The sequence below is a fragment of the Methyloparacoccus sp. NF-16 genome (assembly GCF_056880625.1).
Map to the genome: position 1 here is coordinate 1,337,578 of NZ_CP174130.1, position 17,531 is coordinate 1,355,108.

A 17,531-nucleotide genomic window follows, 5' to 3' on the forward strand; every position below is an offset into this window, starting at 1 on the left:
CTACCAAGGCAATGCTGCTGAATAAATCCCAGATCAGAATGATCTGCTGCGTTTCCATCGTTGCATCAGTCCTGGCAGGATGCTCCAGAAACGAAGTCAAAAGGAAACCCACTATACCCGATAGCGCGGAGGCCTCGTCAACCGTCGGCAAGGCCAAGAAGAAGGCCTCCCGCGGCTCGCAATATGACACCCTCTGGGACCGCCTGTTCGCTCTCTACGCGCTGCCGAATATCGATCACCCTGACATCGATCGCGAGCTGAGCTGGTTCGCCAACCACCCCAGCTACCTGGAGCGGGCGCAGAACCGTGCCGAACCGTTCCTTTATTCCATCGTGAAGCTGGTCGAGAAGAAGAAGATTCCCGGCGAGCTGGCGCTGCTGCCGATCGTCGAGAGCGCCTTCCAGCCCAATGTGGTCTCGCCCGCCAAGGCTGCCGGCATCTGGCAGTTCATCCCCTCCACCGGCTCGAACTATGGGCTCAAGCGCAGCCACTCCTATGATGGGCGCCGCGACGTCTATGCGTCCACCAAGGCGGCCATCAAGTACCTCCGGAAGCTGCATGGCGATTTCGGTGACTGGCTGCTGGCGATAGCCGCCTACAATTGTGGCGAAGGCGCCGTGGCCCGCGCCATACGGCGCAATGAGGCCGCCGGCTTGCCCACCGATTTCTGGTCGCTGAATCTGCCCCAGGAAACCCGTGCCTATGTGCCCAAGCTGCTGGCGGTTGCCCGGCTGTTTGCGGATGCCGAGCGCTATGGCATCGCCCTCAAGGATCTGCCCAATGTGGCGCGGTACAAGCCCGTCAAGATCAACAACCAGCTGGATCTTGCCTTGGCCGCCGATGCTGCCGGCATCTCCCTGGAGAAACTCTACGAACTGAACCCGGGTTTCCGCGGCCAGTTTGCGGATGTCGACGGCAGCTTCCACCTCTATATTCCCGCGGACAAGAAGGCTGCCGATTTCCGCCAGGAAGTCGAGCGGCTGTCGATGACGCGGCGTTCCTATCTGAGGTCCGATCCCTATGCGGAGGCGGAGAGCCTGCCCAGCGAGCCCGATGGCGCTTTCCAGAGCTTCCGTCGTGAATTCAGCCGGAATCCGCCGCCCCCGTCTGGAAGAATCACCGGGGGACGCTACATTCCGATGTCGGCGGCAATGCCGGCCGATGCCGAGCCGGATCCCAATCAGCCCGCCGTCGAGCGCAGCGTGACAGCGGAACCTTCCCGGCCGGCACGCATGGCCAGCCTTGCCCGCATGGATGCCGGCCGCTCCCCGGCCCCGACCCTGACGGAATCGGTCCCCGTCGAACTTCCGGCAGCATTGCCCGGCGAACGCAGCGGCAGGCGAATGGCGGCTGAATCGCGGTCGCCACCGCCCGCCACCCGCCGTGCCGAGCCGGAGGAAGTCGCCACGATCGAGACCGCCAAGGCCAGGCCAAGGCCGGCCAAGGCCAGCCATCACGAGGTGCAGAAAGGGGAAACCCTCTATGCCGTTGCGCGGAGGTATTCGCTCGACGTGACGCAGCTGGCCGAATGGAACAACATTCCCATCACCACGCGGGTACAGGCCGGACAAAAGCTGGTGGTGAGCGACACTCAGGCGGCCAGGAAGGCTCCAGCCGCCGGTCTGGTTTCGGCCAAGGCCGCCGGCCTGCCTGCTACTGCCAGAACGCGAGGCTCGGCAACGGGCGGTACGGGTCCGGCGAAGCCGGCGGGTACCTCCGCTGCCACCAAGCATGCCGACAGCAGCAAAACCAGGGTTGCTGCCAGCAACGCGAATAACCGCAAAAAGCCGGGCGCCAATACCGCAGCGGCGGCCGACTTGCGCAAGGTGGCGGCCAACCGCTGAAGGCCGCTCTGGTCCCGCTGCGCCGGCAAGACCCGCGTAGCCGGCTATCCCGGCCCCGGGCGCCCGGGGCCTCCAAACCTTTCCATCCCGCTCATCCGCATGAATGCCGAACAGTTACTGAAGCTTGTGCTTGATACGCTTGAAGATGCCAAAAGCCGTGATGTTGTTGTCATGGATGTCCGCGGCAAGACCAACATGACGGATTTCATGGTCATGGCCAGCGGCACCTCGGAACGTCATGTCAGGTCCATCGCCGGGCATGTTGCCGAAGAGGCCAAGAAAAACCAGATCCTGCCGCTGGGGATGGAGGGCGAGACTGTCGGCGAGTGGGTACTGGTCGATCTGGGCGACGTCATCGTGCATGTGATGAAGCCCGAGACCCGCGAGTTCTACCAGCTGGAAAAATTGTGGCGGGGTGAGGCAGGGATGGCGGCAAACGCCGGCGAATTGCGCCAGCAGGTGGCCGCCTGAGGAGCGTCTCCCACCCCTCCTCGTGCTCATGGCGGGCAACTGCCCGATCCATGGTGATCCGCCCTGCCGGTCCGGGAAGTCCCTGCCACCGGGAGGGTATGCCGACCTGTCTCAGGGCAGCCGGTCGGGACCCGCGAACTGGTAATCTCTGAGCGGGACGCCACCGATCAGGTGGCTCTGGATGATGGCTTCCAGCACCTCGGGTGTGCAGGAGTGATACCAGATGCCCTCCGGGTACACCACGCTGATGGGGCCCTGCAGACAGAGCCTCAGGCAGTTGGCCTTGGTTCTGGCCACCTTGCCGGGTTTCGAGAGACCCAGTTCATCGAGCCGTTTCTTCAGGTATTCCCAGGACGCCAATCCGGCCTCCAGGTCGCAGCACTTGGGTTTGCTCTGTTCGGCGCAGAGAAAAATATGCCGCTCGCTGACGCCTATGCCCAGGGCATCGGCAGCTTTTCGCAGTCGGGTGTTGGCGTTGCGGGTCTCGGGCATGTTCAGCTCCATTATGCGATGGGTGTATGGCTTTGGGCTTCCTGTGAGCGAAGCGGTTCGTGGACCGCGCGCTATAATCATGGGTTTTTTCCCTGTCTTCAATGTCTGATTTATCCGCGGAACTCGAACGGCGGCGCACGTTCGCCATCATCTCCCATCCCGACGCCGGCAAGACTACTCTGACCGAGAAGCTGCTCCTGTTCGGTGGCGCAATTCAGCTGGCCGGCTCGGTCAAGGGCCGCAAGGCGGCCCGCCATGCCACCTCCGACTGGATGGAGATGGAAAAGCAGCGCGGTATCTCGGTGACGACCTCGGTCATGCAGTTCGAACACCGCGCGCGGATCTTCAACCTGCTCGACACGCCCGGCCACGAGGACTTCTCCGAGGACACCTACCGCACCCTCACCGCTGTCGATTCGGCCCTGATGGTCATCGACAGCGCCAAGGGTGTCGAGGAGCGGACCATCAAGCTGATGGAAGTCTGCCGGTTGCGCGACACGCCGATTCTCACCTTCGTCAACAAACTCGACCGCGAGGGCCGCGAGCCCATCGAACTGCTGGACGAAGTCGAGCGTATACTCAGGATCCGGTGCGCACCCATGACCTGGCCCATCGGCATGGGCAAGCGTTTCAAGGGCGTCTACCACCTGTACCGGAATGCCGTGCAGTTGTTCAGCCCTTCGCACGGCGACCGTATCGTCGAGGGCGAGATCATCGAGGGGCTGGACAATCCGCGGCTGGACGAAATCCTGGGCGATCAGGCGGACGAGCTGCGCATGGAAATCGAGCTTGTGCGCGGCGCCAGCCATACCTTCGATCAGGCGGCCTACCTGGCCGGGAAGCTGACGCCGGTGTTCTTCGGTTCGGCCATCAACAACTTCGGTGTGCTGGAACTGCTGGATACCTTCGCCGATTTCGCGCCCTGTCCGCAGGCGCGCCAGGCCCGTGAACGGGTGGTCCTACCGGAGGAGGAAAGGTTTTCCGGTTTTGTTTTCAAAATCCAGGCCAACATGGATCCGGCGCACCGTGACCGCATCGCCTTCCTGCGCATCTGCTCGGGCAAGTACACCAAGGGCATGAAGATGACTCATGTCCGCACTGGCAAGACCGTGCAGATCGCCAATGCGCTGACCTTCCAGGCCGACAGCCGCGTCAACGTCGAGGATGCCTATCCGGGCGACATCATCGGCCTGCACAACCACGGTACCATCCAGGTCGGCGATACCTTCACGCAGGGCGAGTCGCTGAAGTACGAGGGCGTGCCGTATTTTGCCCCCGAGCTGTTCCGCCGCGTGGTACTCAAGGATCCCCTGCGTGGCAAGGCCTTGCAGAAGGGCTTGCAGCAACTGACGGAGGAGGGGGCCACCCAGCTGTTCAAGCCGCTGAAGAACAACGATCTCATCCTGGGTGCGGTTGGCGTGCTGCAGTTCGATGTCACCGCCTTCCGCCTCAAGTCCGAGTACAACGTCGAATGCGTCTATGACGCCGTGCCGGTGACCACTGCCCGCTGGGTTTCCTGCGACGACCCCAGGAAGCTGGAGGAATTCAGGCGCAAGGTGCACGACAGTCTGGCCGAGGATGGCAGCGGTTATCTGGTCTACCTCGCCACCAGCCGTGTCAACCTGTCCCTGGCCCAGGAACGCTGGCCGGATATCCGGTTCAGCGCGACGCGCGAGCTTTGACGCTGTCCAGCGGCCAAAAAAATGCCCGATGCCTGGCGAGGCATCGGGCGCTTGACCGGAGCCAGTCCGGCGCCGAAGCTTATCGAGCTGCTGGAGCTGCTGGAGCTGCTGGAGCTGCTGGAGCTGCTGGAGCTGCTGGAGCTGCCGGAGCTGCCGGAGCTGCCGGAGCTGCCGGAGCTGCCGGAGCTGCCGGAGCTGCCGGAGCTGCCGGAGCTGCCGCCTTGACCGGTGCCGGTGCGGCGTTGGTGGCCGCCGGAGCCGCTGCCGGCGCTGCCTCGCCCGGTTTCTTCGACAGGCATCCCTTCATGAAACTCTTGCGAGCTTCTCCCTTGAGAGACTGGGTTTTGGCCTCGGCATTGCAGGTTTTCATCTTCTCCTGTTGGGCGGTCAGCGCAAACGCCGAGTGTGCGCCGAATGCAAGCATTGCCGCGACCAGGATGACGGGTTTGTTCATGCGGTTGACTCCTTCTTGATTGAGAGCTGATATAAGGGACGGAATCGTCGGCCATCAGTCCGCGATGCCGCCCGGTGAAGTCTAGCAGCTGATGGAACCGGCGTGGACCGGGTCGACCTAGAAAGAGGGAAGCATGGATTGCCGTTCGGCCGGAGCCGGGCATGTGTCGCGGACCCCGGACCAACGGCAATCCGGCTCGTGGCGGGCCGTCACTGGCAGGCGTGATCGAACGCGCTTCTTTCTCCGCGCCATCTCAGGGCGTGTCTCCGCTGGCCGGCGTTGCCACTTCTGTGTCCGGGCTGCCGTGCAGGTGATGGTGGTGTTCCTCGTTGGTTTGCAGGCTTTGCACGCCGACGCCGTGCCGGTAGACCATCATGCCGCCCAGGTCGGCACCCAGGAACAGGATCAGGGACATGAGGCCGGACAGCATAAGACTCAGGGCCAGCGCCATGCTTGAGTGCGGTATGCCGCCGATTCGGCGCCAGAGTGCAAGGGCAACGGACAGCGAGGCAACGGTAAGGCCGGCGCGCTCGTGCCATTCCATGATGTCATGCACCCGAGCGCCATGCGGGACCGTTTCTGCGGCGATCAGTCCGGAGGCAGCGGTGACGACCGCCCCGAACGCCCCGAGGTAAAGAAGGCCACTGGCAAGTTGCCGGGCCGCCCTGTTCCTGAAGAGCAGGCCATAGAGCTCGACCAGGAAAAACCCCATCAGAAAGGCAATGGGGAAATGCAGGGCCAGCGGATGAAGGTTGGTGCCCAGCGTTTCGATTCCGCCCAGCAGGTTCCAGCTGCCGGGGCCATCGCGGGTGATGGCGGCCAGGAAATGGTCGATCAGGGCCACCAGTCCGCCGCTCTGGTCATGGCCGGCATGCACGCCGGGGAGCAGGTCGCTGGGGTCGGCGCCGCCGAAGTCGAGGGAAAATATAGCCATGGTGTGCTCTGTGACGGTGTTGGGGGTGTTGTCGGTTGGTTTTACCCTGCCTTGGCGCAGTTAGTCCCGAGTGTCGTATTCAAGTTTCCGTCGGCACCGGACGCGGTGGGTCGGCGGATGTGACCGTCGCTAGCGGCCCGGGATTATCGGGCCGACCGGGCACAGCCGTACAGCCAGCCAGTCGCAGCATCCGCAACCAGCCCCGAGCCGCTGTCACGACTGTGCCGGCCGGCACGGATCACGGCGTCCAGCCCATCCACCAGCGGCCATGCCGCCAGTGCCTCGGGGCTTGCCCAGCGTGCCTCCGCCGCGTCCGAGGCAGCCTGTGGCAGGGCTGGCGTGCCTGGCTGGAGGTACGCCAGGAAATCGATGATCACGTAGTGGAAGCCTTCGATGCGACGATCGGCGATAGCGATGATTCTCTCCGGCAGAACGAGCAGCCCCGTTTCTTCCCGTACCTCGCGCCGGCAACAGTCTTCCACGGTTTCGCCATACTCCAGCCGGCCGCCCGGCAGATGCCACTGTCCGGCGTGCGGCGGGTGTGCCCGGCGGACCAGCAGTACCTGCCCTTCGGCATCGAACACGAGCGCGCCGACGCCGATGGCTGGCGGCAGCCGGCTTGGTGTGACAATGGTTGTACTATCCGGCATGGGGGGCCCGCCCGCTAAAATGCCCTGCATTATGCGCAAATTGCCGCCTCGTGGGTTCTTGAAATTGCCACGGGTCGCCTTATCTCGTTTCAGTCCCAACTCAACAGGAGTCGATGCATGCCTATCTACGAATATCAATGCAAAGCTTGCGGCCATGAGATGGAAGCCTTTCAGCGGCTTTCCGACGACCCGCTCAAGGAGTGTCCGGCGTGCGGCGATCTCGAACTGACCAAGCTCGTTTCGGCGGCGGGTTTCCGCCTGAAGGGCGGCGGCTGGTATGAAACCGATTTCAAGGGCAAGCAGGACAAGAAAAGGAACCTGGCCGGCGATACCGGTTCGAGCGGGGGTGACGCCGGCAAGGGGGCCGGCAGCAGCACGGGTGGCGACGCCAAGCCCACCTCGACGGCCGGCTGAGCCCGTCTGGCAGGCCGGAGTGGCCTGCCAGACCCTGGCCTTGCGTTTCCCGCGGCAACGGCCTTGCCTGCGGTCCCATGGTGCCCGGCGTCCGGTGTCGTCCGGTTCCTGACCGGCGGGCGTGGCCGCCGGTTGTATCCCCTCCTGCAAGTCCCTAAAATTCACGCCTTTTTCACCGAATTCGAGAATCAGACATGCGTAGCCACCGATGTGGGGAAGTAACGGAAAGCCATCTGGGCCAGGAAGTCGATCTATGCGGCTGGGTCCATCGGCGGCGCGACCATGGCGGCGTCATCTTCATCGACCTTCGGGACCGGGAGGGTCTGGTTCAGGTTGTATTTGATCCTGATTACGCGGAAGCCTTCGGTCTGGCGGAGTCGGTGCGCAGCGAATACGTGCTGCGGGTGCATGGCAAGGTGCGTACGCGCCCGGCCGGTACCGAGAACCCGAACCTGACAACCGGCAAGATCGAGGTGCTCGCCACCCGGCTGGAAATCCTCAACAAGGCCGAGACGCCGCCGTTCCCGCTGGAGAGCGAGGTCGAGGTCAGCGAGGAGACGCGCCTGCGCTACCGCTACATCGACCTGCGTCGTCCCGTCATGCAGCAGCGCATGCGTCTGCGCCGCGACATCACCCGGCACCTGCGCAACTTCATGGACCATCACGGCTTCTACGAGATCGAGACGCCGTTTCTGACCAAGGCCACCCCGGAGGGTGCGCGCGATTACCTGGTACCCAGCCGCACCCATCCCAATCACTTCTTCGCCTTGCCACAGTCACCGCAGCTGTACAAGCAGCTACTGATGATCTCCGGCATGGATCGCTACTATCAGGTGGTGCGCTGCTTCCGCGACGAGGATCTGCGCGCCGACCGCCAGCCGGAATTCACGCAGCTCGACATCGAGACCTCGTTCATGGACGAGAGGGCCATCACCGACCTGATGGAGGCGATGATCCGCGAGCTGTTCCAGAAGACACTGGGTGTCGAACTGCCCGATCCGTTCCCGCGTCTGACCCACGCCGAGGCCATGCGACGGTTCGGTTCCGACAAGCCCGATCTGCGCATTCCGCTGGAGTTGGTCGACGTCGCCGACCTGCTCGAGGACATCGAGTTCAAGGTCTTCGCCGGCCCGGCCAGGGATCCGGATGGCCGGGTGGTGGCATTGCGCCTGCCCAAGGGCGGTGAGCTGTCGCGCAAGGAGATCGACGAACTGACCCAGTTCGTCGCCATCTATGGTGCCAAGGGGCTCGCCTACATCAAGGTCACCGATCGGGCTGCCGGCATCGAGGGGCTGCAATCGCCCATCGTCAAGTTCCTGCCGCCGGAAGCCGTCCTGGCCATCCTGGATCGGGTCGGGGCCGAAAACGGAGACCTGGTGTTCTTCGGTGCCGACAAGGCCAAGGTCGTCAACGAATCCATGGGTGCCCTGCGGCTCAGGGTGGGACATGACCGCGGCCTGGCGCAAGGCGACTGGGCGCCGCTGTGGGTGGTGGATTTCCCCATGTTCGAGTGGGACGACAAGGAGAACCGCTGGTTTGCCCTGCATCATCCGTTTACCGCGCCCAAGTGCACGCTGGAGGAACTCCGGGCCAATCCCGGCCAGGCGATCTCGCGCGCCTACGACATGGTACTCAACGGTACCGAAATCGGCGGCGGTTCGGTACGCATCCACCAGACCGAGATGCAGGATGCGGTGTTCAAGCTGCTCGGCATTGGCGACGAGGAAGCGCAGCAGAAATTCGGTTTCCTGCTCAACGCGCTGAAGTATGGCGCCCCCCCGCATGGCGGCATCGCCTTCGGCCTCGACCGGCTGGTGATGCTGATGAGCGGCGCGACCTCGATCCGCGAGGTCATGGCGTTCCCCAAGACCCAGTCCGCCTGGTGTCCGATGATCGACGCGCCAGCCGAGGTCAACGACCTGCAACTGCGGGAACTCGGGATACGCTTGCGCAAACCGGCCGAAACGGCAAAGGCGGAGTGACCCGAGGGGGCGGTGCCGGCCCCTGGCGGGCGCCGGCACCCGCCGCCCCGGTGGTCGGATCGTTCGCCACAGCTGCGCCAAATCGGGGCGAGCCGGTCGGCTTGGCCCTAGCGACAGCGTCCGGTCTTGTAGTCGATGCCGGCCGGGCAATCGCCCGCTGGGACCGGCGGGGCTTGCTCCACGCCTTCCGGCACGCGCGTATAGCTCGCGCCACAGCCGCTCAGCAGTATCAGCGCCAGCACCAGCGGCCAGCAGGGTTTCATGGCATGTTCCTCCCTGACGCGGTGCAACGCTCGATGGCTGCCGTGCCGCTGGGGCAGGGCGGTGCGGCAGCCACCCGCTTTCAGGCTTGCAGGTTTTTCAGTACCTCGTCGAGCATCTTCTTGGCGTCACCGAACAGCATCCGGTTGTTTTCCTTGTAGAACAGCGGATTGTCGACGCCAGCATAGCCGGACGCCATGGAGCGCTTCATGACGATGGAGGTCTTGGCCTTCCACACCTCCAGCACCGGCATGCCGGCGATGGGGCTGTTGGGGTCATCCTGTGCGCCCGGATTGACGATGTCGTTGGCGCCGATGACCATGGCGACGTCGGTCTCGGGGAAATCCTCATTGATCTCGTCCATCTCCAGCACGATGTCGTAGGGCACCCGCGCCTCGGCCAACAGGACGTTCATGTGGCCGGGCATGCGGCCCGCGACGGGGTGGATGGCGAAGCGCACATTCACGCCCTTGTCGCGCAGCAGCTGGGTGATCTGCTGGACGGTGTGCTGAGCCTGCGCCACCGCCATGCCGTAGCCGGGCACGATGATGACGTTCTGCGCGGCGCGCAACAGCTCGGCGGTTTCCTCGGCCGAGATCGGTGTGACTTCTCCCTCCGGGGCCGCGCCGGCTGCCGGACTGGTGCCGCCGCTGGTGCCGAAGCCGCCGGCGATGACCGACAGGAAGTGGCGGTTCATGGCCCGGCACATGATGTAGGACAGGATCGCGCCCGAGGAACCGACCAACGCGCCGGTGACGATCAGCAGATCGTTGTTCAGCATGAAACCGGTGGCCGAGGCCGCCCAGCCCGAGTAGCTGTTGAGCATGGACACCACCACCGGCATGTCGGCGCCGCCGATGGCCATGACCATGTGCACGCCGAAGGCCAGGGCGATGGCGGTCATCAGGTAGAGCGGCAGCAGCCCTTCGTGGCCCTCGACAGCGAGGAACCACCTCCCGATCACGATGGCGGCGATCAGCAGGCCGAGGTTGAGAAAGTGCCGCGCCGGCAGGATGACCGGCTTGCCGGTGATCTTGCCAGACAGCTTGCCGAAGGCGATGACCGAGCCGGAGAAGGTCACGGCGCCGATCAGGATGCCGACGTAGATCTCCACCTCGTGGATGGTCTTCTCCACGCCGGTCAGGCTGGCGGACGGATCGAGGTAGTTGGCGTAGCCGACCAGCACGGCGGCGAGACCCACCAGGCTGTGCATCAGTGCGACCAGTTCCGGCATTTCGGTCATCTTGACCTTGCGGGCCGCGTAGATGCCGATGTTGCCGCCGATCAGCATGGCGACGATCAGCGGCGCGTAGCCGCTGCCGGTGACCTTGGGGCCGGCCACGGTGGCCAGGATGGCGATGGCCATGCCGAGGATGCCGTAGAAATTGCCCCTGCGAGCCGTCTCCGGATTGGACAGGCCGCCCAGGCTCAGGATGAAGAGGATGGTGGCGGCGATATAGGAAACGGTGACGAGTCCTTGTGAAAACATGGTGGCGAACTCCTCGGCTTACTTGCGGAACATGCCGAGCATGCGCTGGGTGACCCAGAAACCGCCGGCCATGTTGATGGAGGTGAGGACCAGAGCGATGCCCGCCAGGATGACGATCTCGGGCGAGGAAATCTGCACCAGGGCACCGATGGCGATGATGCTGGAGATGGCGTTGGTGACGCTCATCAGCGGCGTGTGCAGCGCCGGGGTGACGTTCCAGATGACCATGTAGCCGACAAAGCAGGCCAGCACGAACACCGTGAAGTGCTCCATGAAGGCGGCCGGGGCATTGGCGCCGACCCACCAAAACAGGAGGCCGGCGCCGCCGATGCTCAGGGCGGTTTTTGCCCAGGCCGGCAGCAGCGCTGGCTTCTCCGCCTTCACGGCGGGAACGGTGGGCGACGCGGCGGCCGGCTTGGCGGCGGCGGAAACGGAAATCGGCGGTGGCGGCCAGGTGATGCCGCCGTCCTTGACCACGGTGGCACCACGGATCATCTCGTCGTCCATGTTGACGATAATGTTGCCGTCCTTCTCCTTGCACAGCTCCTCGATCAGGCGCAGCAGGTTGGTGGCGTACAGGGTCGAGGACTGCCGCGCCAGCCGGCTGGGCAGGTCGGTGTAGCCGATGATGGTGACACCGTGGCGCACGGCCACCTCGCCGGGCACGCACAACTCGCAGTTGCCGCCCTGTTCGGCGGCCAGGTCGACGATCACGCTGCCGGGCTTCATCGACTGGACCATGTCGGCGGTGATCAGCCGGGGCGCGGGCTTGCCGGGAATCAGCGCGGTGGTGATGACGATGTCGACGTCCTGGCACTGCCTCGCGATCATATCCCGCTGGGCCTTCTGGTAGGTCTCGCTCATGACTCTGGCGTAGCCGGTGGTCGAGACGCTCTCGTCCTCCCTGTAGTCGGGTTCGACCCACTCGGCGCCCATGGATTTGACCTGGTCCCGGACTTCCGGACGGGTGTCGCAGGCCCGCACGATGGCGCCGAGGCCGTTGGCGGCGCCGATGGCGGCGAGGCCGGCGACGCCGACGCCGATGACGAAGACCTTGGCCGGCGGCACCTTGCCGGCGGCGGTGATCTGGCCGGTAAAGAAGCGGCCGAATTCATGCGCGGCCTCGATGACGGCGCGATAGCCGGCGATGTTGGCCATGGAGCTGAGCGCGTCGAGCTTCTGCGCGCGCGAGATGCGCGGTACGCAATCCATGGCCAGCACCGTTGCCTTGCGGGCGGCCAGTGTCTGCATCAGTTCCGGGTATTGCGCCGGCCAGATGAAACTGATCAGGCTGGCGCCCTCCTTCAGGCTGGCCACCTCGTCGATGCCCTGTTCGGAGTGGGTTTCCGGCCCGCGCACCTTGAGGATGATGTCCGCCGCCGACCAGACACCCGCGCGATCCGCGATCTCGCAGCCCACGGCCCGGTAGGCCTCGTCGGAAAAGTTGGCGCCCGCTCCCGCGTCGCTCTCCACCGTGACGGAAAAGCCCAGCTTGATGAGTTTTTCGGCGACCTCGGGAACGGTGGCGACCCGCTTTTCCCCGGGGTGGATTTCTCTAGGGACACCAATTCGCATACGCGTTTCTCCTCGTTATAATTCGGCGCGCATCGCAGCCCGGACGGGTGTGCGCTGTTGGTTTATCGAATTCCTGGGTGGTGAATGTCCTTGAGCGGCGTTCGAAGGCTGCGCGGGATCTCTCCCTTGCCAGCCGCGTTGCCGCAAGGGGGTGACACGGGTCACTCCCTTGCGGGCCGCATCCCTGTGGGCGCCGGGTCTTTGTAAAGGAGATGCCGGGTGCGGTCAACATTTTCCTGGCGCCGCGACGAGGCCATCCGCCGCCGGACAAAGCCAGCTTCCCAACGCTTCAGACATCATGAATGAACTGATACAGGTCGACCAACTGACCCGCTATTACGACGACCACTGCGCCGTCGACAATGTCACCTTCAGCCTGCAGAAAGGCGAGATTCTCGGATTTCTGGGGCCCAACGGTGCCGGAAAATCCTCCACCATGCAGATGATCTGCGGGAATCTCGCGCCCACCTCCGGGCAGATTCTCGTCAACGGTATCGATATCCTCGACAATCCCAAGGAGGCCAAGCGCGAGCTTGGGTACCTGCCGGAGATTCCGCCGGTCTATCGGGAATTGACCGTCGACGAATTTCTGAACTACTGCGCGCGCCTGCACGGCATCGCCCGCGACCGGCAACGGGCCGCCCTGGAGCAGGCCAAGGAGCGCTGCGGCCTGACCGAGGTCGGGCAGCGGCTGATCGGCAATCTGTCGAAGGGTTACCAGCAGCGTGTCGGCATTGCCCAGGCGATCCTGCACATGCCGGCCGTCATCATCCTGGACGAGCCCACCGTCGGCCTGGATCCCTTGCAGATTCGCGAAATCCGCGAGCTCATCCGCGAGCTTGGCAAGGAGCACGGGGTCATTCTCTCGACCCATATCCTCCCGGAAGTGCAGGAGTCCTGCACCCGCGTACAGATCATCAACAAGGGCAAGCTGGTGCTGAATGACAGCATCGAGGGGCTGGAGCAGCAGATGCGCGCTTCCAGCCTGGTGGTCGAGACCCAGCAGCCGCCCGATCTCGCCCGCCTGGGTTCGGTGGCGTCGGTGCAGAAGATCGATGATCTCGGCGACCGGCGCTATCGCATCTTCCACGACAAGGAACACAACCCGGCCGAGCGGCTGGCCGAGCTGATCGTGTCCGCCGGCTGGGGGCTGCGGGAATTGACGCCCGAGCGACGCAGCATGGAACAGATCTTCATCGACATCACCCGGCAGACCTCGACCCCGGCGGACAATCAGGAGCAAACGGCATGATGGCCTTGGTCATTGCGGGACGTGAATTCCGCTCCCTGTTTCTTTCCCCGCTGGCCTGGACGATCCTGGGCGTGATCCAGATCATCCTGGCCTACATGTTTCTCGCCCAGCTTGATTACTACCTGATGGTGCAGGCGCGTATCGCCGGCATGGAGGAGGCGCCGGGCATCACCGACCTGATCGTGGCGCCGCTGTTCGGCAACGCCGGTGTCATCCTGCTGCTGGTCACGCCGCTGCTGACCATGCGCCTGATCAGCGAGGAGCGCCGCAACCGCACCCTGAGCCTGCTGTTCACCGCGCCGGTGTCCATGGCCGAGATCGTGCTCGGCAAGTATCTTGGGGTGATCGCCTTCCTGCTGGTCATGGTCGGCATGATCCTGCTCATGCCGCTCTCGCTGCTGCTGGGCGGCGGGCTGGACGGCGGCAAGCTGGCGGCCTGCGTGATGGCCCTGACCCTGTTGCTGGCCGGGTTCGCTGCCGTCGGCCTGTACATGTCGGCGCTGGCGGCACAGCCCACGGTCGCCGCCGTCAGCACCTTCGGCGCCCTGCTGCTGCTGTGGATCATCGACTGGTCCTCGCAGGCCAGCGGCAAGGGCGGTGGCGTGCTCGAATACCTGTCCTTGCTGCGCCATTACGAGGGGCTGCTCAAGGGCCTCATCACGACGACCGATCTCCTCTATTTCGTGCTGTTCATCACCACCTTCCTGGTCTTGAGCATTCACCGCCTGGACAACGATCGCCTGCAAAAATGAAGATCAACCGCAAGACGCATCTCGAAATCCGCCTGCAGAACCTGCTCTTCAGCCTGCTGTTTCTGGTGGCTGTCGGCCTGCTGGCGTGGCTGAGCACCCAGTATTCCGCCCAGTTCGACTGGACGGCCAGCCATCGGCATACCCTGTCCGAGGCCAGCCTTAAGGTGCTGGGGCTGCTCAAGGAACCGGTCACCATTACCGCTTATGCCCGCGAGAACCAGCAGGTGCGCGATCCGATACGCGACCTGGTCGAGCGCTATCGCCGCACCAAGCAGGATGTCGCGCTCAGCTTCGTCAACCCGGACACCCAGCCGGAGAAGGTGCGCCAGCTGGGGATACAGGTCGATGGCGAACTGGTAATCGAGTATCAGGGACGCACCGAGAAGATCCAGGAGCCGGGGGAGACCAGCCTGACCAACGCGCTCCAGCGCCTGGCCACGGCTGAGGAGCGTCATGTGGTGTTTCTGGAAGGGCATGGCGACCGCTCGCCGCAGGGCAGGGCCAATCATGACCTGCAACAGTTCGCGGATGAGCTCAAGCGCAAGGGCATCAATGTCTCCATGGCCAATCTGGCCGTCACCCCGATCATTCCCGACAACACCGACGTGCTGGTCATCGCCGGTCCGCGCACGAACCTGCTGCCCGGCGAGGTGAAGCTGATCCAGGATTACGTCACCAAGGGCGGCAACCTCTGGTGGCTGGGCGATCCGGGCGATCTGCATGGCCTGGTACCGCTGGCGGAACAGCTGGGCGTGACGTTCCTGGCGGGTACCATCGTCGATGCTTCCACCCAGTTGCTCGGCATCGACGACCCGACCTTCGCCCTGGTCGCCGACTATCCGCCGCATCCGATCACCCAGGGGTTTCAGCAGATGACCCTGTTCCCCGCCGCGGCGGCGCTGGGGCAGAACGACAAGAGCGATTTCGAGAAGGAGCCGTTGCTGACCACCTTGCAGCGCTCCTGGACCGAGACCGGTCCCATCGAGGGCAAGATCGCCTTCGACGCGGATAAGGGCGAACGGCAGGGGCCGCTGGAACTGGGCTATGCCATCAACCGCGCCATCAGCCCGCCGGAACCGGCGAAAAAGCCGGATGCCAAGGCCGACGGCGGGCAACCGCCGGCGGCGCAAACGCCCAGCGAGCAGCGCATCGTCGTGGTCGGGGACGGCGATTTCCTCTCCAACGCCTTTCTCGGCAATGGCGGCAACCTGGAACTGGGTCTGAACATGATCCAGTGGCTGAGCCATGGGGATGCGCTGATCAACATCCCGGCCAAGGTCGCGCCGGATCGCAAGCTGCAACTCTCGCCGCTGGCGTCCGGTACCATCGCCGTCGGTTTCCTGTTTGTCCTGCCCATCCTGCTGATTGGCACGGGGGCCTGGATCTGGTTCAAGCGCCGGGGGAGCTGAGCATGAAGTCGCGGCTGTTGATCAACCTGGTGCTGCTGGTCGTGATCGCGGTGCTGGGGCTGGTGGCCTACCTCAAGCCAGGCAAAGAGGAAGCGGAAACCGTGCCGCTACTGACCCTGGACACCCAGTCCCTGAAGCGCATCGGCCTGCAGAACAAGACCTCAATGGCGTTCGAAAAGGACGTCACCGGGGTATGGCGTCTGAGCTCGCCATTTGCCGCACCGGTCAACTCGATACGCATCGGCCAGTTGCTGGATATTGCCAAGGCCAACAGCGAGGCCCGTTACCCGGTCAAGTCCGATGAGCTGGCCCAATTTGGCCTGGACAGGCCGGAGGCGACCCTGACTCTGGGCGATACCGTGCTGCAGTTCGGCGGCACCGATCCCATCAACATGCGCCGGTATGTCCGTTTGGGCGATACCCTGCACCTGGTGGATGACAGCTTTTTCCACCATCTGACCGCCTCGGCGGTGGATTACGTGGACAAGAAGCTGCTGCCGGAAGATGCCAGGATTCAGCGCATCGGCTTACCGGGCGTCGCGTTCAGCCGGGGTGCCGACGGCCAGTGGAAGTCCGAGCCGGCGGCCGACGACAAGACCGATCCCGCAGAGCTGGCGTCGGCCTGGGCCACTGCCCGGGCCATCGAGGTCAAGCATCTCGAGGCGGTGCCGGTGGGGGACGTGCTGAGCATTGCCCTGTCGGAGGGGGAGCCCATCGAGTTCGTGATCGTCCAGCGGCAGCCTGCGTTGCTGCTGGCGCGCAAGGATCTGCTGCTCCAGTACGAGATCACCAGCGACGTGGCCCGTGAACTGCTCAACCAGCCAGCCCCGGAAGCCAGTCCGCCATCCACGCCCGGCAAGCCGCAATCTACTTCCGGCACCAGCCCGGGGTATCACGAGGATGACGCCGACGAGCCCGATGAGGCGGCGGAATCGGTTGAGGACGATCACGAAGACGCCGCGGATCATGATTAGGCGACATCCTCGGCACTGAATCTTCCGTACCCGCCGTGCCTGAGCTGCCCGAAGTCGAAACGACACTCCGAGGTATTCGGCCGTACCTGCACGGTCACTTGGTCCACGCGCTTCAGGTTCGCGAGCCGCGTTTGCGCTGGTCGGTCGCGGCGGATTTGCCCGAGCGCTTGCAGGGCCAGAAAGTCCATGCCTTGGAGCGGCGCGGGAAATACCTGCTGATCCGGGTAGGGGAGGGGTGTCTGATAGTCCATCTTGGCATGTCGGGCAGCCTGCGGGTGACGGAATCGGCCACTCCGCCCCGCAAACACGATCACTACGACCTGCTTCTGTCCACTGGTCTCTGCCTGCGCTTTCACGACCCACGCCGCTTCGGGTGCCTGCTGTGGACCGATGCCGAGCCGCACCGACACCCGCTGCTGGCCGGTTTGGGCCCCGAGCCTCTGGAAGATGGATTCGATGGCTATTACCTGTTCGGGCGATCGAGGGGGCGCCGCCAGGCCGTCAAGCCATTCATCATGGACAGCAGCATCGTGGTTGGTGTGGGCAACATCTACGCCAGCGAGGCGCTGTTTCGGGCCGGCATTGCGCCCCAGCGTGCCGCGGGGCGGATTTCCCGCGAACGATATCAGCGGCTGGCCGAATCCATCCGGACAGTCCTGGCGGCGGCCATCGTGCAGGGCGGCACAACGCTGCGTGATTTCGTCAATGAGAGGGGTCAGCCGGGCTACTTCAAGCAGACCCTGCATGTCTATGACCGGGCCGGCCAGCCTTGCCGGCATTGCGCGACGCCCATCAGCGTCGACCGGCTGGGGCAGCGTTCCACGTTCTGGTGTCCGCGCTGCCAGCGCTGACTGGCGGGGTCCCGGGTAATCCCGGGACGCTGGACTGATGGGGGC

Annotated in this window: 17 protein-coding genes and 1 pseudogene; 11 read left to right on the forward strand and 7 right to left on the reverse strand. The window is 64.3% G+C overall.

The genetic code is table 11. The annotated features are described in order from the left end of the window. The first annotated feature begins 38 nt into the window (after positions 1 to 38). Both ACH5N8_RS06425 and rsfS read left to right on the forward strand, forming a co-directional pair. Positions 39 to 1,844 carry a lytic transglycosylase gene (locus tag ACH5N8_RS06425; protein WP_483282948.1) on the forward strand — a complete coding sequence of 602 codons (1,806 nt, stop codon included), beginning with the start codon at positions 39 to 41 and terminating at the stop codon, positions 1,842 to 1,844. A 99-nt stretch (positions 1,845 to 1,943) separates the two neighbouring features. Then, positions 1,944 to 2,315, forward strand: a complete 372-nt coding sequence (gene rsfS / locus ACH5N8_RS06430; protein ID WP_460027587.1) for a ribosome silencing factor — start codon at positions 1,944 to 1,946, stop codon at positions 2,313 to 2,315. A gap of 111 nt (positions 2,316 to 2,426) precedes the next feature. Here the strand turns inward: rsfS and ACH5N8_RS06435 are convergent, their stop codons facing one another. Continuing rightward, on the reverse strand, positions 2,427 to 2,807 hold the full coding sequence (locus ACH5N8_RS06435; RefSeq protein WP_483282949.1) for a (2Fe-2S) ferredoxin domain-containing protein: 381 nt from the start codon (positions 2,805 to 2,807) through the stop codon (positions 2,427 to 2,429). A gap of 101 nt (positions 2,808 to 2,908) precedes the next feature. Between ACH5N8_RS06435 and ACH5N8_RS06440 the strand changes: the two genes are divergently transcribed. Next, a complete protein-coding gene (locus ACH5N8_RS06440) occupies positions 2,909 to 4,489 on the forward strand; it encodes a peptide chain release factor 3 (RefSeq protein WP_460027589.1) in 1,581 nt (526 codons plus the stop codon). A gap of 21 nt (positions 4,490 to 4,510) precedes the next feature. Then, positions 4,511 to 4,714, forward strand: coding sequence for a hypothetical protein (locus ACH5N8_RS06445; protein WP_483283206.1), 204 nt, complete (start codon positions 4,511 to 4,513; stop codon positions 4,712 to 4,714). 76 nt (positions 4,715 to 4,790) lie between these two features. On the opposite strand, the pseudogene ACH5N8_RS06450 reads toward ACH5N8_RS06445, so the two are convergent. The 3 genes and pseudogenes from ACH5N8_RS06450 to ACH5N8_RS06460 form a co-directional block, all read right to left on the reverse strand. Further along, positions 4,791 to 4,943, reverse strand: a pseudogene (locus ACH5N8_RS06450) (PsiF family protein); the annotation flags it as partial. 253 nt (positions 4,944 to 5,196) lie between these two features. Then, complete coding sequence (locus tag ACH5N8_RS06455; protein ID WP_483282950.1) at positions 5,197 to 5,877, reverse strand: DUF2231 domain-containing protein; 681 nt, start codon at positions 5,875 to 5,877, stop codon at positions 5,197 to 5,199. A gap of 143 nt (positions 5,878 to 6,020) precedes the next feature. Continuing rightward, positions 6,021 to 6,527, reverse strand: a complete 507-nt coding sequence (locus tag ACH5N8_RS06460) for an NUDIX hydrolase (RefSeq protein ID WP_483282951.1) — start codon at positions 6,525 to 6,527, stop codon at positions 6,021 to 6,023. A gap of 117 nt (positions 6,528 to 6,644) precedes the next feature. On the opposite strand from ACH5N8_RS06460, the gene ACH5N8_RS06465 reads away from it, so the two are divergent. Next, entirely contained in the window at positions 6,645 to 6,941 is a 297-nt protein-coding gene (locus ACH5N8_RS06465; protein ID WP_460027592.1) for an FmdB family zinc ribbon protein, read from the forward strand. A 194-nt stretch (positions 6,942 to 7,135) separates the two neighbouring features. Further along, positions 7,136 to 8,923, forward strand: coding sequence for an aspartate--tRNA ligase (gene aspS, locus ACH5N8_RS06470; protein WP_483282952.1), 1,788 nt, complete (start codon positions 7,136 to 7,138; stop codon positions 8,921 to 8,923). 107 nt (positions 8,924 to 9,030) lie between these two features. Here aspS and ACH5N8_RS06475 read toward each other — a convergent pair whose 3' ends face one another. From ACH5N8_RS06475 to ACH5N8_RS06485, 3 genes are all read right to left on the reverse strand, one after another. Beyond that, a complete protein-coding gene (locus ACH5N8_RS06475; RefSeq protein WP_483282953.1) occupies positions 9,031 to 9,186 on the reverse strand; it encodes a hypothetical protein in 156 nt (51 codons plus the stop codon). A gap of 80 nt (positions 9,187 to 9,266) precedes the next feature. Continuing rightward, a complete protein-coding gene (pntB, locus tag ACH5N8_RS06480; protein ID WP_483282954.1) occupies positions 9,267 to 10,673 on the reverse strand; it encodes a Re/Si-specific NAD(P)(+) transhydrogenase subunit beta in 1,407 nt (468 codons plus the stop codon). An 18-nt stretch (positions 10,674 to 10,691) separates the two neighbouring features. Then, positions 10,692 to 12,248 (reverse strand): Re/Si-specific NAD(P)(+) transhydrogenase subunit alpha, encoded by a 1,557-nt coding sequence (locus ACH5N8_RS06485; protein ID WP_483282955.1) that lies wholly within the window; start codon positions 12,246 to 12,248, stop codon positions 10,692 to 10,694. 298 nt (positions 12,249 to 12,546) lie between these two features. Between ACH5N8_RS06485 and ACH5N8_RS06490 the strand changes: the two genes are divergently transcribed. The 5 genes from ACH5N8_RS06490 to mutM are packed head-to-tail and all read left to right on the forward strand — an operon-like array spanning position 12,547 to position 17,486. Next, on the forward strand, positions 12,547 to 13,500 hold the full coding sequence (locus ACH5N8_RS06490) for an ABC transporter ATP-binding protein (RefSeq protein WP_460027597.1): 954 nt from the start codon (positions 12,547 to 12,549) through the stop codon (positions 13,498 to 13,500). Next, positions 13,497 to 14,252 carry an ABC transporter permease subunit gene (locus ACH5N8_RS06495; protein WP_460027598.1) on the forward strand — a complete coding sequence of 252 codons (756 nt, stop codon included), beginning with the start codon at positions 13,497 to 13,499 and terminating at the stop codon, positions 14,250 to 14,252. The genes ACH5N8_RS06490 and ACH5N8_RS06495 overlap by 4 nt, the downstream gene beginning before the upstream one ends. Then, entirely contained in the window at positions 14,249 to 15,661 is a 1,413-nt protein-coding gene (locus ACH5N8_RS06500; RefSeq protein WP_483282956.1) for a GldG family protein, read from the forward strand. Before ACH5N8_RS06495 ends, ACH5N8_RS06500 begins: the two co-directional genes overlap by 4 nt. Positions 15,662 to 15,663: 2 nt before the next feature. After that, the gene (locus ACH5N8_RS06505; RefSeq protein WP_483282957.1) at positions 15,664 to 16,635 is read left to right on the forward strand and encodes a DUF4340 domain-containing protein; all 972 of its coding nucleotides are present in this window, start codon (positions 15,664 to 15,666) and stop codon (positions 16,633 to 16,635) included. A gap of 35 nt (positions 16,636 to 16,670) precedes the next feature. Continuing rightward, on the forward strand, positions 16,671 to 17,486 hold the full coding sequence (gene mutM, locus ACH5N8_RS06510; protein ID WP_483282958.1) for a bifunctional DNA-formamidopyrimidine glycosylase/DNA-(apurinic or apyrimidinic site) lyase: 816 nt from the start codon (positions 16,671 to 16,673) through the stop codon (positions 17,484 to 17,486). The last annotated feature ends 45 nt before the right edge of the window (positions 17,487 to 17,531 follow it).

Bases quoted from the DNA above. Each gene is read 5' to 3' on its own strand.
- rsfS (WP_460027587.1), top strand. From the start codon at position 1,944: ATGAATGCCGAACAGTTACTGAAGCTTGTGCTTGATACGCTTGAAGAT.
- ACH5N8_RS06490 (WP_460027597.1), top strand. From the start codon at position 12,547: ATGAATGAACTGATACAGGTCGACCAACTGACCCGCTATTACGACGAC.
- ACH5N8_RS06435 (WP_483282949.1), bottom strand. From the start codon at position 2,807: ATGCCCGAGACCCGCAACGCCAACACCCGACTGCGAAAAGCTGCCGAT.
- ACH5N8_RS06475 (WP_483282953.1), bottom strand. From the start codon at position 9,186: ATGAAACCCTGCTGGCCGCTGGTGCTGGCGCTGATACTGCTGAGCGGC.
- ACH5N8_RS06465 (WP_460027592.1), top strand. From the start codon at position 6,645: ATGCCTATCTACGAATATCAATGCAAAGCTTGCGGCCATGAGATGGAA.
- aspS (WP_483282952.1), top strand. From the start codon at position 7,136: ATGCGTAGCCACCGATGTGGGGAAGTAACGGAAAGCCATCTGGGCCAG.
- ACH5N8_RS06460 (WP_483282951.1), bottom strand. From the start codon at position 6,527: ATGCCGGATAGTACAACCATTGTCACACCAAGCCGGCTGCCGCCAGCC.
- ACH5N8_RS06485 (WP_483282955.1), bottom strand. From the start codon at position 12,248: ATGCGAATTGGTGTCCCTAGAGAAATCCACCCCGGGGAAAAGCGGGTC.
- ACH5N8_RS06500 (WP_483282956.1), top strand. From the start codon at position 14,249: ATGAAGATCAACCGCAAGACGCATCTCGAAATCCGCCTGCAGAACCTG.
- ACH5N8_RS06505 (WP_483282957.1), top strand. From the start codon at position 15,664: ATGAAGTCGCGGCTGTTGATCAACCTGGTGCTGCTGGTCGTGATCGCG.
- ACH5N8_RS06440 (WP_460027589.1), top strand. From the start codon at position 2,909: ATGTCTGATTTATCCGCGGAACTCGAACGGCGGCGCACGTTCGCCATC.
- ACH5N8_RS06495 (WP_460027598.1), top strand. From the start codon at position 13,497: ATGATGGCCTTGGTCATTGCGGGACGTGAATTCCGCTCCCTGTTTCTT.
- ACH5N8_RS06455 (WP_483282950.1), bottom strand. From the start codon at position 5,877: ATGGCTATATTTTCCCTCGACTTCGGCGGCGCCGACCCCAGCGACCTG.
- ACH5N8_RS06425 (WP_483282948.1), top strand. From the start codon at position 39: ATGATCTGCTGCGTTTCCATCGTTGCATCAGTCCTGGCAGGATGCTCC.
- ACH5N8_RS06445 (WP_483283206.1), top strand. From the start codon at position 4,511: ATGCCCGATGCCTGGCGAGGCATCGGGCGCTTGACCGGAGCCAGTCCG.
- pntB (WP_483282954.1), bottom strand. From the start codon at position 10,673: ATGTTTTCACAAGGACTCGTCACCGTTTCCTATATCGCCGCCACCATC.